The organism is Leptolyngbya sp. DQ-M1 (assembly GCF_039962505.1).
In the GTDB taxonomy this organism is placed as follows: Bacteria; Cyanobacteriota; Cyanobacteriia; order Leptolyngbyales; family Leptolyngbyaceae; genus Leptolyngbya.
Genome location: NZ_JAMPLJ010000002.1, coordinates 257296 through 271604 on the forward strand (window position 1 = coordinate 257296; position 14309 = coordinate 271604).

General features: G+C 48.9%; 14 protein-coding genes. 6 read left to right on the forward strand and 8 right to left on the reverse strand.

Features of this window, described 5'->3' with window-relative positions:
- Window positions 1-24 precede the first annotated feature (24 nt).
- From rodA to NC981_RS07130, 3 genes are all read right to left on the reverse strand, one after another.
- Window positions 25-1302 (reverse strand): rod shape-determining protein RodA, encoded by a 1278-nt coding sequence (gene rodA, locus NC981_RS07120; RefSeq protein WP_348242228.1) that lies wholly within the window; start codon window positions 1300-1302, stop codon window positions 25-27.
- Window positions 1303-1318: 16 nt separating this feature from the next.
- Window positions 1319-2389 carry an Mrp/NBP35 family ATP-binding protein gene (locus NC981_RS07125; RefSeq protein WP_348242229.1) on the reverse strand — a complete coding sequence of 357 codons (1071 nt, stop codon included), beginning with the start codon at window positions 2387-2389 and terminating at the stop codon, window positions 1319-1321.
- Window positions 2390-2452: 63 nt separating this feature from the next.
- Window positions 2453-2959: an SRPBCC family protein gene (locus NC981_RS07130; RefSeq protein ID WP_348242230.1), complete on the reverse strand. Its 507-nt coding sequence runs from the start codon at window positions 2957-2959 to the stop codon at window positions 2453-2455.
- Between the two features lie 336 nt (window positions 2960-3295).
- On the opposite strand from NC981_RS07130, the gene hemF reads away from it, so the two are divergent.
- From hemF to NC981_RS07150, 4 genes are all read left to right on the forward strand, one after another.
- On the forward strand, window positions 3296-4351 hold the full coding sequence (hemF, locus tag NC981_RS07135; RefSeq protein ID WP_348242231.1) for an oxygen-dependent coproporphyrinogen oxidase: 1056 nt from the start codon (window positions 3296-3298) through the stop codon (window positions 4349-4351).
- Window positions 4352-4522: 171 nt separating this feature from the next.
- A complete protein-coding gene (locus NC981_RS07140) occupies window positions 4523-4915 on the forward strand; it encodes an anti-sigma factor antagonist (protein ID WP_190379963.1) in 393 nt (130 codons plus the stop codon).
- A 161-nt stretch (window positions 4916-5076) separates the two neighbouring features.
- Window positions 5077-6411, forward strand: coding sequence for a hypothetical protein (locus tag NC981_RS07145; RefSeq protein WP_190379761.1), 1335 nt, complete (start codon window positions 5077-5079; stop codon window positions 6409-6411).
- Between the two features lie 3 nt (window positions 6412-6414).
- Window positions 6415-7602 (forward strand): MFS transporter, encoded by a 1188-nt coding sequence (locus NC981_RS07150; RefSeq protein ID WP_348242232.1) that lies wholly within the window; start codon window positions 6415-6417, stop codon window positions 7600-7602.
- Between the two features lie 32 nt (window positions 7603-7634).
- On the opposite strand, the gene NC981_RS07155 is transcribed toward NC981_RS07150, so the two are convergent.
- Together NC981_RS07155 and NC981_RS07160 are read right to left on the reverse strand one after the other, a co-directional pair.
- Complete coding sequence (locus tag NC981_RS07155; protein ID WP_348242233.1) at window positions 7635-8222, reverse strand: shikimate kinase; 588 nt, start codon at window positions 8220-8222, stop codon at window positions 7635-7637.
- A gap of 2 nt (window positions 8223-8224) precedes the next feature.
- Window positions 8225-8752, reverse strand: coding sequence for a hypothetical protein (locus NC981_RS07160; RefSeq protein ID WP_348242234.1), 528 nt, complete (start codon window positions 8750-8752; stop codon window positions 8225-8227).
- A 328-nt stretch (window positions 8753-9080) separates the two neighbouring features.
- Between NC981_RS07160 and NC981_RS07165 the strand changes: the two genes are divergently transcribed.
- Window positions 9081-10694 carry an iron uptake porin gene (locus NC981_RS07165; protein WP_348242235.1) on the forward strand — a complete coding sequence of 538 codons (1614 nt, stop codon included), beginning with the start codon at window positions 9081-9083 and terminating at the stop codon, window positions 10692-10694.
- A gap of 76 nt (window positions 10695-10770) precedes the next feature.
- The gene (locus NC981_RS07170; RefSeq protein WP_348242236.1) at window positions 10771-12846 is read left to right on the forward strand and encodes a thioredoxin domain-containing protein; all 2076 of its coding nucleotides are present in this window, start codon (window positions 10771-10773) and stop codon (window positions 12844-12846) included.
- On the opposite strand, the gene NC981_RS07175 is transcribed toward NC981_RS07170, so the two are convergent.
- The 3 genes from NC981_RS07175 to hisH are packed head-to-tail and all read right to left on the reverse strand — an operon-like array spanning window position 12830 to window position 14303.
- Window positions 12830-13135, reverse strand: coding sequence for a hypothetical protein (locus NC981_RS07175; protein ID WP_348242237.1), 306 nt, complete (start codon window positions 13133-13135; stop codon window positions 12830-12832). The two genes, NC981_RS07170 and NC981_RS07175, sit on opposite strands and share 17 nt — an antisense overlap.
- Window positions 13132-13665: a 16S rRNA (guanine(966)-N(2))-methyltransferase RsmD gene (gene rsmD / locus NC981_RS07180; RefSeq protein ID WP_348242238.1), complete on the reverse strand. Its 534-nt coding sequence runs from the start codon at window positions 13663-13665 to the stop codon at window positions 13132-13134. The genes NC981_RS07175 and rsmD overlap by 4 nt, the downstream gene beginning before the upstream one ends.
- Window positions 13662-14303 (reverse strand): imidazole glycerol phosphate synthase subunit HisH, encoded by a 642-nt coding sequence (gene hisH, locus NC981_RS07185; RefSeq protein WP_348242239.1) that lies wholly within the window; start codon window positions 14301-14303, stop codon window positions 13662-13664. Before hisH ends, rsmD begins: the two co-directional genes overlap by 4 nt.
- Between the last annotated feature and the right edge of the window lie 6 nt (window positions 14304-14309).

A 14309-nucleotide genomic window follows, 5' to 3' on the forward strand; every position in this document is an offset into this window, starting at 1 on the left:
TTCCAATTGTTCAAATCCAATCGTTTAGAATTTCGGCTTTTGGCGGGCGTTTGCCACGGACTGAACCAAGCCGATCGCGATGAAATTCATCAACAGTGCCGCATTGCCGTGACTCAGCCACGGCAAAGGAATTCCAGTCACAGGCGACAGATTAATCGTCATGCCAATATTGACTGCCATCTGAAACAGAATCATCGAAAATACACCCACTGTGATCAGTGCGCCAAACTCATCTTTGGCGTTTTGGGCAATAATCAGCAATCGGTAGCAAATCAGCAAATAAGCGGCAAGCACAAAGATTGCGCCGATAAATCCTAATTCTTCACCAACCGCAGTAAAAATAAAGTCTGTATTCTGCTCAGGAATAAAGTCGAGCTGTGTCTGAGTGCCCCGAAATAATCCGCGTCCTGTGAGTTCTCCCGCCCCGATCGCAATCCGCGATTGAATCAAGTGATACCCCGCTCCCAGCGGATCTTGGTCAGGGTCAATAAACATCAGAATTCGCGCCTTCTGATAATCGTGCAGCACAAATTGCCACAGCACCTGTCCCAGTCCACCTGCAACTAAATTAATCACCACTGGAACCAGCGTTCCATAAGTGCGCCAAGGCAGCGTTCTCCAAGCGATCAGACCGATCGTCGCAATCCACAACCCGATCGCCGAGATGCCGAACGCTCCTTTGCTGATTAGCGTGGTAAATAAAATCGCGGATACGACCGGAGACAGCAGCAGCAGCAACCAGCCGGGATTGGCATTGCCCCAATACAGCATCCCGATCGTAATTGCCCCAAACACTAGAGAAGTCCCTAAGTTCGGCTGCAAAAACACCAGTGCCCAAGGCAAAGCTGCAACCCCAAGAATCTTCATCATCATCGCGATCGTCGATGCCGATCGCTGATGCAGCATTCCCGCTAGCACAACAATGATCCCAAGCTTGGCAAACTCTGACGGCTGAATTCCAAACCCGAAAAATCCGAGCCAACGCTGTGCTCCCTTTGCCTCTAGCCCCATGACCATCACGAGCAGCAGCGAGGCATTGGTCACACCATAAATCCACCACTTCCACCGCAGCAGGACATCGTAGCGCATTCGCGCCAGCGCCAGAATCAGAAACGTTCCTAGCCCACCAATGCAGAGGTGATAGATCCAGTCTTCGCGCTCAGTGTGCGTCAGTTGAACGCTAAACAGCATCACGCTACCCAAGAGCGTCAGCGCGAGGACTGCTCCGAACAAGTACCAGTCCATTCCTTGCCAGGGTTGGAGCCACGGTCTGAGGGGGGAAGGAGATTTTTTGCGAAACATAGATTTGAGAAAGGCGTTAAGCGAGGGCTGCCACGGATACTTTAGCAGCAATTTGCTGAGCAATCCGAGTTAGCGCTTTTGCCGAGGCAGAATCGGGTTCACCCACGACGATCGGCACTCCTCGATCGCCCCCCTGACGCAACGGAATTTCGAGCGGTACACAGCCCAAGAGCGGCACGTTTAATTCTGCTGCGGTTTTTTCGCCACCTGCTGATCCGAAAATGTCGTACTGACGATCGGGCATATCCGGTGGAATAAAGTAGCTCATGTTCTCAACAATTCCTAACACTGGCACGTTTAGCTGCTGGAACATCTTTAAGCCGCGTCGAGAATCAAGCAATGCAACCGATTGAGGCGTGGTGACGATGACTGCTCCTGCCATCGGAACGGCTTGTGCCAGCGTCAATTGGGCATCTCCGGTACCGGGAGGCATATCAACGATGAGATAATCCAAGTCACCCCATTGCACCTGATAGAGAAATTGGCGAATCACACCGTTCAGCATCGGGCCTCGCCAGATCACAGGCTGGTCTTTGTCGATTAGAAATCCCATTGAGACAAGCTTAACGCCGTGATTGAAAGCAGGTTCTAGGATCTCGCCTTGAGCCGTTTGGCGCACCGCAACGCCTGATCCTTCCAGACCCAACATCATTGGAGCATTAGGCCCGTAGATGTCAGCATCGATCAACCCCACTTTTGCGCCGGCTTGGGCGAGTGCCACTGCCACATTCACAGCGATCGAGCTTTTACCAACTCCCCCTTTACCGCTCGAAATCGCAATGATGTTTTTCACGCCATCAATTCCAGTCCGATCGGGCAATCCTTTCTGCTGCGGCGTTTCTGCCGTGACTTCCACCTCCACCGATTCCACGCCAGGGAGGGTCTTGACGGCGCGTTCACAGTCTTCGACGATGAACTGGCGCAATGGGCAAGCAGGAGTCGTTAGAACCAGGGTGAAGCGCACCTTGCCGCCGGAAATCGACACATTCCGAATCATGTTTAGTGCGACCAAACTTTTTTGCAGTTCGGGATCTTGAACAGGCTTAAGGACTTCTAAAACAGATTCTGCACAGAGGGTATCTAACATAGAGGGTAGAGAGCGATCGCTTGGGTTATCCGTTTGATCTTACCGCTCGGAGACGATCGCTTGTTAGAAATCGAAACAGCTAGCTTGAGTGGATTTGGAGTCGATCGGCTGTTCGGCTGCATGTGCGAGATCCTCTGCCACTCGCGCCGCGTAAGGCTTGATGATCGACCAGATTAACGGCGACAACCAGCCTTGCAGCGTTACCGAATAAGCGATACTGGTTCCCGACACCATCGATTTCACTTCATATCGAATTCGTTCTTCGATGCCTGGAATCGCCATAATTCTGATGCTGAGCAACTCTCTCGGCTCAACTCGCTCCACAAAAATCCGAATTGGAAAGGGGCCGAGGCGCGTCACTGCTTCGTAAATCAATCCTGGTTTTGCCACCTGTCCACGCGGCACATTCGTTTTGGAGATTAACGGATGCCAAGAGACATCTGCCAAATCAATCACTTTCTTCCACAAATCGTCTACAGAGGCTGAACTAATCGCTTGATAGGTTCGAGCCAGAGTGGATTGCACCCGTCGCCGCCTGCGATTAACCAATCTCCAAGGAAAGTTCAGCATCAGTACGTCTCCTAAGTAAGGGAATCGGTTTGACCCGCACCCTGAATCCGGGGTGTTCGATCTTAGCTAGATTTGTGCTGCAATTGTCATCTTTCTTGAGACGGCTAACCAGATTACACCAGTCGTTACAGCACGTTATAAACATTTACGATCGTGCTTTTCCGCTCAGGATGCACCATCCTGGGCTTGACAGCCGAGCAAGTCACCTTCTAGCTGCCGTTTCGCGATAGTCTAAATGAACCGACTGGTTTCAGCAATTCTAATGCTTGAAGCTAGTCGGAAACTTTAAACTCCTCCACTGCATAGTAAGAAGACTCGTTCCAGGAATCGACGTTTATGACTGCCTTCTTTACCTCTAACCCCACCGAAACGACACAACCGCTTCCTCCCAGTGATTCTAGAGAGCGGGTCAGCCAATGGTTAAAATCTTTTCAAGATCAAGTTTGTGAAGGACTAGAAGCCGCAGACGGAGCATCGCAGTTTCGCGAAGATAGCTGGACAAGAGAAGAAGGCGGCGGCGGTCGATCGCGGGTGATTCGCGAAGGTCGAGTGTTTGAGCAAGGCGGTGTGAATTTCTCAGAAGTCTGGGGCAAGGATTTGCCACCTTCGATTTTGGTGCAGCGACCGGAAGCAGCAGGTCATAGTTTCTATGCGACTGGAACTTCGATGGTGCTGCATCCCCGCAACCCTTACATCCCAACGGTGCATTTAAACTACCGCTACTTTGAAGCAGGCCCTGTCTGGTGGTTTGGCGGTGGAATCGATTTAACGCCGTATTACCCGTTTGAAGAAGATGTGATTCATTTCCATCGAACCTTGAAGGAAGCGTGCGATCGTCATCATCCCGAATACTATCCCACGTTCAAACTTTGGTGCGACGAGTATTTCTATCTCAAGCACCGTAAAGAAACTCGTGGGGTGGGCGGCATCTTCTTTGATTACCAGGATACTCGCGGCGATTTGTATCCCATCTCTTATCCCGGATCTCAGAGTAATACCTCTGCGGCGCTGCGCAGTAAAGAAGTGGGAGCAGTACAAAATCGCACCTGGGAAGACTTATTTGCGTTTGTGCAATCCTGCGGTGATGCGTTCTTGCCTGCTTATCTGCCGATCGTGGAGCGTCGTCAAGATACTGAGTACGGCGATCGTCAGCGTCAGTTCCAGCTTTATCGGCGGGGGCGCTACGTGGAATTTAACCTGGTGTACGATCGTGGCACGATCTTTGGGCTGCAAACGAATGGGCGGACTGAATCGATTCTGATGTCGTTGCCGCCGTTGGTGCGTTGGGAGTATGGCTATGAGCCAGAAACAGGCAGTCCAGAGGCGCGGCTGTACGAGATTTTCCTAAAACCACAAGATTGGATCAATTGGTCAACAAACGGGGCACACTAAGCCCAATGGTGATGAACCATTGACATCCATTTGTTAAGCCTTGCACTTCGGGGGAAGCATTCAACAGACGCTTCCCTTTTTTGATCTTAAAATCTTAAGAAATCGTTATCTTCCTCTATCTTTGGGCATAATTTAGAGAGGTGATCACCAAAAGACTGCATGAGGCAAGTCATGGTTTACATGGAGCAGAAGACTTTCAATACCCCAGACGGCACGACGATCGTCGTGTTCAGTCCGAGCGGGCGGCTAGATATTACGACAGCATGGAAATTTCGCACCAAACTACAGGACTGCATTGCTAAACAGGGAAATCATGTTGTTGTGAATTTAGGACAGGTGAATTTCATTGATAGCTCTGGCTTAACTTCATTAGTTGCAGGGATGCGGGATGCGGATAAGGCAAAAGGTAGCTTCAAGCTGTGTAATGTTCATCCGGAGGCGAAGCTAGTTTTTGAAGTGACGATGATGGATTCTGTTTTTGAAATTTTTGAGAGTGAGGAAGAGGCTTTATTAAGTAGTAAAGCGACTTTGCAAAATTCTGTTCCTCAAGGTTTAGCAAGTTAGCTTGAGAGCAGGACAACTGAAGAGTTTGTACCAGAAGCGATCGAAGTCAGGTTTCGATCGCTTTTTAATTGTTTAAGGCTGTTGTAACAAAATCTATCCCAGGATGCTTTGGGATGGCTAAAGCAAAGGCTTAAGGTATCCAAGGACGATCGAGGTGACTTATGGTAGATGCAATTTTGGCGCGATCAAAAGAACTGAAGCAATCGCTAACGGATTTTGTTTACGATGCGGAAGGGGAATTAGCAACGGCTTTTGAAAAGTTTGTCGCAGAGAAGTTAGCGCAATCGCAGTCAAAAGAGAGTAAGCACCGGGATACGATCGTTGATATATTTTTGACTCACGGACAAGTTGGAACGAAAACCCCGTTAGAGCTATTCATTGAAAGCGAACCAGAATTGTCGGAGGACGATCGACAACTGATTCTGAACTGGAAGCGTAATTTTTCAGGACTGTTTGCGATTCAAGAAATCTTACCCGACGGCTTCAAACTGATGAATTGGCTAACCACAAAACTATACATTGTGAAGCCGAATGATTCAGAAACACTAGAAGCAATGTCGCGATTAAAGCTTGGGGAAATGCTCGTCACGCGAATTGCACCTGTTGAGGATTACTGGACAATCTTTAGTCCCTATGTGCAGTTAGGAAACTTAGGGAAACCCAAGTTAGCGGTGGCGATCGGTAACTTTAGACAGAATTATAAATCTGATTTGTACGGGGATGCTCCAGAATTACTCGAAGAAGCCTGGAAATCGGTTGAGCGCTATCACCAAGATTTTCTCGATTTTTTCGGCACCGATCAGATGACGTTATCGGGTTATCATCTGGGTAAAAAGATTGCGGAATTTCAGGACTTTCTCACCCAGCGTCGAATGGATGAAGCAGGACTTGATCCGAATAAATCCCTTGCAGAAATGGCGCAAGAAGCAGGCGTGAGCGATGAAGAACTCACCGAAATGGCGGAAGCAATGGGACTCGACGAAGAAGCGGCGGCAAAAATGATGCAAAACAAAGCAGCCGCAAAAATGGTGACACCTCAGATCGAGCTACCGCCGGATTTGAAAAAAGCAGAAGAAGTGACGATTCTGGCGCATCCACGTTGGGGACAAATGTTACTGACAACCTATACTCAGTTTGAAGCGCTGCTGAAAGCGGAAGATTGGCAGTCGGTCAAAGGTGCGGATAGATTAGTGCGGAAGTATCTAACAGATGCTGAAGTGAATCCGTTTGTGTGGCATCAACTTGCAGAACAGTATCCAACTCAATTGGAGACTGTGTTGCGATCGTTCCTCGATCGCCCAGATTTCAACCTGCAAACAGACCTTGACCCACTGTTGCAGGAGCATCATAAACCCCTAGAGCCAGAACTACCGGACATCGCCAGTGTGCCAATACATTTACACAATCTATTTCAAGAAGCTTTGGCAGAAGTGAGCAAGACGAAAGCCAAAGAAAAAGCGGATAAGAAGCCAACGAAAGGATTCAAGCGGAGTTAGACTGTGCGATCGAAACCGCGTTCACGATTGAACGATCGATTGTGGATTGGTGTTGCGCTCATCTTTTATTCGTTTGTTGCGATCGGGATTGCAGAAGGTGGATTAGGTGTGATTCTGCCATCGATTCTCGAAACTTACAGTCTCACACCTGCAACAGTGACATTTTTGTTTATTAGTCAGGTGTCAGGGTATGCGATCGCAGCCACAGCTAGCAGTTTTCTAACCCATCGATTCGGTTTAGCAAAGACAATTCTGCTCGGCTTGCTCTTACTGACCAGTGCATTAAGCCTTTATGCTTCCACGACGCACTGGATTGTCATGATTGCAACAGGATCACTGTTAGGGTTTGGGATTGGATTGATTGATGCAGGCGGTAATACGTTTATTGCACATGAGCAACAGAATGCTAATTTGATGGGATTGCTTCATGCGTTTTATGGAATTGGCGCACTTTCGGGGCCTGCGATCGCAACCGCATTGCTCACGTTTGGCGTGCATTGGCGGCAAATTTACGCTGTGATTGCAGGGATTGTGAGCGTGTCAATTGTAGGAATGCTTTGGGCAGTTCTACACCAATATTCCCCTTTACAGCAGCGCTTTACTGGTGAGACGACCGCTCGATCGAACTTTGCCGCCGCGCTCAGAAATCCGATCGTGATTGTTTCTGCATTGTTGTTATTAATCTATGTGGGAACTGAGGTCTCGATCGGGAACTGGGCCTATACTGTGCAACACGTCGGTCGAGGCATTTCGACACAGATTGCAGGATACAGCGTGTCGGGCTATTGGGTGGGGCTGACGATCGGGCGCTTGAGCTTTGGTCAATTGATGAATCGATTGGGTGCAAATCGCACGATCGTGTTTTCACTGCTATTGCTGATTGTGGGCTTGCTGATTTGGTGGCAAATACCGAGCGCATGGCTTATTCTGCCCGTTTTAGGATTTGGGCTGGCAATCATCTTTCCCGCAATGATTTGGTTGACACCGCAACGAGTCGATCGAGCAATGGTTCCAACGACGATCGGTTTACTTGCCAGTATGGGCAGTGTCGGAGCGGCGACGATTCCTACAGGAGTCGGTTGGGTTGCAAATCGAGCGGGGATTGGAATCATTCCTGCATTGATGTTGCCGTTAGCGATCGTCATGTTAGGTTTGCACAGTTGGCTAATGTCCCGTTTGGCTCAACGCTAACACCTTCCTAAAATCGCCTACCCTAAAATCGCCTACGAGTTCATGTGAAACGGCATTTCCTGATTCAACCGTTGCACCGATTGATCGATTTGGCGTTTCTGCTCACAGGCTTGAGCGATCGCCGCAATCACCCGTGCTGTAACCTGCTCTGGAGTTTCATCCGGCATGACCTGAATGTGAATATCCGCTTGGGCATAGCGCGATCGACGTTCATCCGCAAGCTGCGTTAATCGAGCCGTGAGATCCTGGTTCTGCAGCAAAGGTCGCGTTGTATCTTGGCTGAGTCGTTCCCGCAACTGTTCTATTGGAACATCGAGCCAGACAATTACCCCATGCTTCAGATAGCTCCAATTTTCCTGTGCCAGCACAATTCCACCGCCTGTTGCCACGACTCGCCGCAACCGTGCTGAAACTTGCGCCAAGGTAGCCGTTTCGAGTTGGCGAAAAATTGCTTCTCCTGACTCGGCAAAAATCGCACTCACCGTCTGTCCGGTTGCCTGCTCAATAAACTGATCGACATCAAGAAACTCATAATCGAGCTGTTTTGCCAGCAGTTGTCCGATCGTGGTTTTGCCAACCCCCATCATGCCGATCAGAAACACACTCACCCCGTTTAGCATGACTATTCCTCCTCATCTAACTTTCGTACCGGGGGGCGAATCACACGGTAGTCTGCGTCCACGACATCCGGCTTTTTCGGTTCTGGTGCTTCGCGATAGGTGTAGGAATACGTCGAACCTGATCGCGTGGTCGAGGTGGGTTCCTGTCTGGTTTCAAAGTCTCGCTCTGATCGATTTTTGGGTTCAGTTGCCCAATCGTCGCTATCGTCGCTAAACCAATCGTCCGCATCAGGGGTGCGGGGTGCAGTGTTACGCGGCGTTTCCGTGTAGGCAAAGCCGGTCGATTGAGGTCGGGTGCCTTTGCGCTCAGAGCGCCGCGCCGTAAATCCAGTGAGTCCAAACAGCGCCGTAATAATCAGCGTTGTCGCAGCACCTAGCCCGATCGCACCGCCGATCCAGATGGGTAACGGCAAACTAGGCGACGGAACCCCAAGGAATACAAGCGACATCGACACGCCCCAGTTCGAGAGCGCGAAGATTACACCAAACCCAACGATCGCACAGAGCAGAACAAAACGCAGAAGAGCCATAAGAAAACCCCCGGTTAAATTCACCCGATCGGGTACTTTACTTCAGCTTAGCGTATTGCCAGACCGTACAGAAACGCAACGTTACGACGAATGCTGAAACAATCAATTGTTGCAATTGATTAAATCTTTGATTTCTCAGTCTTTAGACAGTCGAGAGCTAAGAACAGAGACCAGTAGTGTGGCTCTATCTAAGGATTTGAACGATTCATAACTCCCGCTTCCCAGGACGTGAGCTTCAGCTTTAGTAATTTTTGAGCTTCAGTGTTTTAGCTTCGTAGCAATGCGAGGTCTGCATCTATAAATATTGATTGATAGTGAGGAATGACGAATGAAATTCGCTTCATTTACCTGTTTGGTGACGATCGCGGCAAGTTCTTTACTGCTTGCACCTTTGAGCGTTCGTGCGGCTGAACCTGAGATTGTTCCTGCAAATCCACAAATTCAAAATAGTTTAGATCAAGTTACTTCTGTCTCACAGCTTTCGGATGTGCGCCCGACAGATTGGGCATTTCAGGCACTCCAATCTCTAGTTGAGCGGTATGGTTGTATTGCAGGGTATCCCGATCGTACCTATCGCGGCAATCGAGCATTAACCCGCTTTGAGTTTGCAGCCGGATTGAATGCTTGTCTCAATCGAGTCAATGAACTGATTGCCGCTTCTACCGCTGATTTGGTCAAGAAAGAAGACCTTGCCACGCTCCAGAAACTCCAAGAACAATTTGCGGTAGAGCTGGCAACGATTCGCGGTCGCGTGGATGCCTTGGAAGCCCGCACAACAACTTTAGAACGCCAGCAATTTTCAACGACTACGAAGCTGCAAGGTGAAGCGATCTTCGCTGGTGTCAGCGTTTTGGGCGGTGATAATGCGGTGACGAGCACCAGGGCTGAACGCAATCCCACGCTATCTTATCGGGTGCGATTGAATCTCAACACAAGCTTTACAGGACGGGACTTACTCACGGCGCGGCTCCAAGCCAATAATGTGACACCGCTCGGCGAAACAACCCAAGACCCAACTAGCGTAACGGGTGTTCGTGGTTTGGGGGTGTTAGGCACGAATATGGGACGAGTTGAATTTGATGGGGATAGTGGTGGACAGGTTGGACTTGCACTCCTGCGCTATCGATTTCCATTGAGCGAGAATACTGATGCGTTTCTTGCAGGGACAGGAAACGGGTTTGTTGATTTGGATGCGTCGTCCCAGCTTAACCCTTATTTTGACGGGGGTTCTGTTTCTCTGTTTGGGTTACGGAATCCGATTTATAACTATTCGTTTGGTGCAGGGTTTGGAATTCGGCACCGGATTGGGACGGCTGCGGAGGTTAATTTAGGGTATTTGGTTCCGAATGCTTCCGACCCAGCAAACAAACGCGGCTTGTTTAATGGTCAATATGGAGCCTTAGCACAAGTCATTCTCAATCTGAGTCCAAGTTCTCGCATTGGTTTTACCTACATCAATGCGTATGCTCCATTTGGTGCAGAGCTTCAACCTGATGATCCGTTTAACCTGAGTGCGACGGGTAGCAACTTGGCAAATAGTAACTTTGGTGCTCCGGTTAGTATTAATGCGTATGGGGTTTCTGGTGTCTTCCAAATCTCTCCAAACTTTGCGCTAGGGGGTTGGGTTGGTTATGCAAATCATAATTACATCGGTCGGGGTCGAGGAGATGTGTGGAACTGGGCGGTTAATCTAGCCTTTCCTGATTTGTTTAAGAAGGGTAATTTGGGCGGATTGTTGGTGGGGCAGGAGCCGAGATTAACGCGTAGTGATTTAGGATTTCGCGATCGCAACAACTCCTTACACTTAGAAGCGTTTTACCGGCATCGCATCAATGACAACATTTCGATTACTCCTGGAGTCATTTGGATCACGAATCCTGACTTCAATGAAGACAACGAAGATGTTGTGGTGGGTGTGATTCGGACAGTGTTCTCGTTCTAGCAAGTTGAAGGCTCTGAGCAGTTGAGAAACGGCTTTAAGGTCGCTAAGGTTATGGAATCAGTATGAACTTTTTCCTATGCCAAATCGTTTAATTCAAGCTCAGAGTCTTTATTTGCGGAAACATGCTTATAATCCGATCGAGTGGTGGGCATGGGGCGATGATGCGATCGAGCAAGCCCGCCGCGACAATAAGATTATCTTTTTATCAATTGGTTACTCTTCTTGTCACTGGTGTACGGTGATGGAGGGAGAAGCGTTTTCAGACCCGACGATCGCGCAGTATCTGAATGAAAACTATCTGCCGATTAAGGTCGATCGCGAGGAACGCCCCGATATTGATAGCATCTATATGCAGGCGCTTCAGATGATGACGGGGCAAGGGGGCTGGCCCTTAAACATCTTTCTGACACCGGATGATCTTGCACCGTTTTATGGTGGAACTTACTTTCCAGTTGATGCAAAGTACGGTAGGCCCGGATTTCTGCATGTGTTGCAGACTTTGCGGCGATTGTATGATGACGATCGTGCTCGATTGGATGCCGTAAAAGCTGAGATTTTGACGAACTTACAAAACTCGGTGCTGCTCCCGACTCAAACCCTGAGTGAAGCATTGTTAAAAGAGGGGTTAGAGTACAGTACCGGAATTGTTTCAGCTCAGATGCCGGGAACGCGATTTCCGATGATTCCCTACGCAGATGCGGCGCTTCATGCGGTGCGGTTTGGGTTTGAGCAATACAATGCCCGTGAAGCGACTACACAGCGCGGTTTAGATCTGGCTCTGGGTGGCATCTTTGATCAGGTTGCGGGCGGTTTTCATCGCTACACCGTTGATCCGACTTGGACAGTTCCGCACTTTGAAAAGATGCTGTATGACAACGGGCAGATTGTTGAGTATCTGGCAAATCTCTGGGCATCGGGAGTACAAGAGCCAGCATTTGAAAGAGCGATCGTCAAAACAGTCGAATGGCTCAAACGCGAGATGACTGCACCGGAAGGTTATTTTTATGCTGCACAAGACGCAGATAGTTTTGTCACTCCCGAAGATGCAGAACCCGAAGAAGGAGCATTCTATGTTTGGAGCTATGAGGAATTACAGCGATCGCTCTCTTCCGAAGAGTTAACTGCGCTTTCAGAACAATTCACGATCGAGCCTAGAGGCAACTTTGAAGGGAAAATCGTGCTTCAGCGTCAGCATCCCGGTCAGCTCTCGGACACTGTAGAGACTGCATTCGATAAGTTATTTGAACTGCGATATGGTGCTTGCATCGGTGAAACCTTTCCGCCTGCGCGAGACGCTGAAGAAGCGAAATCCATTGCGTGGTCAGGTCGAATTCCAGCCGTCACCGACACAAAAATGATTGTTGCTTGGAATAGCTTAATGATTTCGGGATTGGCGCGATCGTACGCAGTATTCCGCGATTTAGAAGCATTAGAATTAGCCACTCAAGCTGCAACATTCATCTTGCAGAATCAATGGATCAACGATCGCTTTCATCGAATTAACTACAATGGCTCAGTTGAGGTTCTCGCACAGTCCGAAGATTTCGCATTATTCATCAAAGCATTGTTAGATTTGCATCAAGTCACCCGGAGCATTCAATCCGAAGCGCCGGAAAATCAAATTGATTGGTTAGCTGAAGCCATTCGGATTCAAGCGGAGTTTGATCAGTATCTTTGGAGCGATGGATTAAGTGGTTATTACAACACTGCTAAAGATGCCAGTCGAGACTTACTGATTCGAGAAAGAAACTATGTAGACAACGCCACACCTTCTGCAAATGGAATTGCGATCGCGAACTTAGTCCGCTTGTCTCTGCTAACTGAGAATTTAGATTACTTCGATCGTGCCGAACAAACGTTACAAGCTTTTGCCAGTGTGATGGAACAATCGCCCTCGGCTTGTCCGACCTTGTTTACTGCACTCGATTGGTTCCGCAATCAAACCTTAATTCGGAGTACAGCCGATCGAATTGCAACACTAGAAACACAGTATCTCCCAACAACCGCATTTAGGGTGATGGAGACATTGCCGGAAGATGCGATCGCGCTTGTCTGCCAAGGTTTAAGCTGCAAAGAACCTGCCCGAACTCAGGAACAATTCATTCAGCAAATCCAGCAAAGCCAGAATAGATACGCTACCGGATTGGGATAAAGGGAAAGACAGTTTTGATGAATCTTCGCAGGCGCAGAAGTCCGATCGTTCTTCTCACTTGCGGCGAAACTTGATCACGCAGATTTACAGGCTGACCTTCTTGAAGTTGAGCTTGCAGCGCGGCATATTCCGCAGCATTTAACGGCTTGTTATCAATCGGCGATCGAGCTTCTGTAATGATTTCTGTCCGTGCTACTTCTTCGGGTTGGTCTTCCGGGGGTGGAAGCGCCATTGCAGGTGCAGCAACAGTCAGCGCTAGAAAAGCAATAAACGGAGATTTCCAAGTCATGATGTTTGATAGAACGTGAGTGCAGTGTTACCGTATCGTTTTTGACGAACAATCGTTAAAGGAGTGTCAAAGGTAGCACCCGGACGATGTTCGACTGCCAGTTCACCGTCTTGAGCAAGTAGGTTGAGTGTTGCGATCGCATTCAATACCGGAACATACAATTTACTATCGTAGGGCGGATCGAAATAGATGCGATCGAACTGTTGTCCAGATAGATTCGCTAATCGCTTGACCACATCCCCACGCGACACTTGATAAGACTGCTCGGATTGAGCCACTTGTTTCCAATTTTGCTCAATAATTCGACAAGCAGGCGCAGATTGTTCGATACCAATCACCAATGAAGCGCCTCGACACAAAGCCTCGGCTCCCATCGATCCACTTCCTGTACAAAGATCTAGCCAGCGACATCCCTCGATCGACCCTTGCCAGATGTTGAACACTGCCTCGCGCACTCTTGCTAAAGTCGGGCGAGTGTCTTGACCTGGAAGAGTTTTTAGAGGTCGATTGCCGTAGATTCGTAAGCTCATAGCTTTAATAGCTGACGTTGATTCACCAACTGAACAAAGTTCGATAGAAGCTGTAATCCAGCCGTTGAAGATTTTTCTGGGTGAAATTGAACCGCCATCAAATTCTCACGGGCGATCGCGGCTGTAACCGTTTGTGTTCCATGTGTAATTGTTGCGGCACGAACGCTTGGATCACTCGGTTCAACATAGTAAGAATGCACAAAATACACCCAAGGAGCTGCGCCTAAGTTCTGCCACAGAGAACAATCCGGTTGTGTGAATTGAAGCTGGTTCCAGCCCATGTGCGGAATGGTTAATCCAGGTTCCGGCTTGAAGCGTTTAACAGTTCCAGGAACAATGCCTAATCCGGGTTCTTTGCCTTCTTCGCTCGATTCAAAGAGAATTTGCAATCCTAAACAAATGCCTAAAAAGGGTTTACCACTGTCGATCGCATCTTTGATCGGTTGCACTAAATCCCGCGATCGCAAGTGCTGAACGGCTGGATCGAATGAACCCACACCGGGAAGCACCACCGCATCGGCTTGCTCAATTTCTTTGGCAGAATCCGTGATGAGCGTGGCTGCGCCTGCGTTGTCTAATCCTTTACAAGCAGAGTGCAAATTCCCCATGTCATAATCGACAACAGCGATCGTCGGCATCTTTCA

Excerpts from the sequence above, each read along its gene's own strand:
- hemF (WP_348242231.1), top strand. The coding sequence starts at position 3,296 with ATGACTGCCTTCTTTACCTCTAACCCCACCGAAACGACACAACCGCTT.
- NC981_RS07125 (WP_348242229.1), bottom strand. The coding sequence starts at position 2,389 with ATGTTAGATACCCTCTGTGCAGAATCTGTTTTAGAAGTCCTTAAGCCT.
- NC981_RS07175 (WP_348242237.1), bottom strand. The coding sequence starts at position 13,135 with ATGACTTGGAAATCTCCGTTTATTGCTTTTCTAGCGCTGACTGTTGCT.
- rsmD (WP_348242238.1), bottom strand. The coding sequence starts at position 13,665 with ATGAGCTTACGAATCTACGGCAATCGACCTCTAAAAACTCTTCCAGGT.
- rodA (WP_348242228.1), bottom strand. The coding sequence starts at position 1,302 with ATGTTTCGCAAAAAATCTCCTTCCCCCCTCAGACCGTGGCTCCAACCC.
- NC981_RS07165 (WP_348242235.1), top strand. The coding sequence starts at position 9,081 with ATGAAATTCGCTTCATTTACCTGTTTGGTGACGATCGCGGCAAGTTCT.
- NC981_RS07145 (WP_190379761.1), top strand. The coding sequence starts at position 5,077 with ATGGTAGATGCAATTTTGGCGCGATCAAAAGAACTGAAGCAATCGCTA.
- NC981_RS07130 (WP_348242230.1), bottom strand. The coding sequence starts at position 2,959 with ATGCTGAACTTTCCTTGGAGATTGGTTAATCGCAGGCGGCGACGGGTG.
- hisH (WP_348242239.1), bottom strand. The coding sequence starts at position 14,303 with ATGCCGACGATCGCTGTTGTCGATTATGACATGGGGAATTTGCACTCT.
- NC981_RS07140 (WP_190379963.1), top strand. The coding sequence starts at position 4,523 with ATGGTTTACATGGAGCAGAAGACTTTCAATACCCCAGACGGCACGACG.
- NC981_RS07170 (WP_348242236.1), top strand. The coding sequence starts at position 10,771 with ATGCCAAATCGTTTAATTCAAGCTCAGAGTCTTTATTTGCGGAAACAT.
- NC981_RS07160 (WP_348242234.1), bottom strand. The coding sequence starts at position 8,752 with ATGGCTCTTCTGCGTTTTGTTCTGCTCTGTGCGATCGTTGGGTTTGGT.
- NC981_RS07155 (WP_348242233.1), bottom strand. The coding sequence starts at position 8,222 with ATGCTAAACGGGGTGAGTGTGTTTCTGATCGGCATGATGGGGGTTGGC.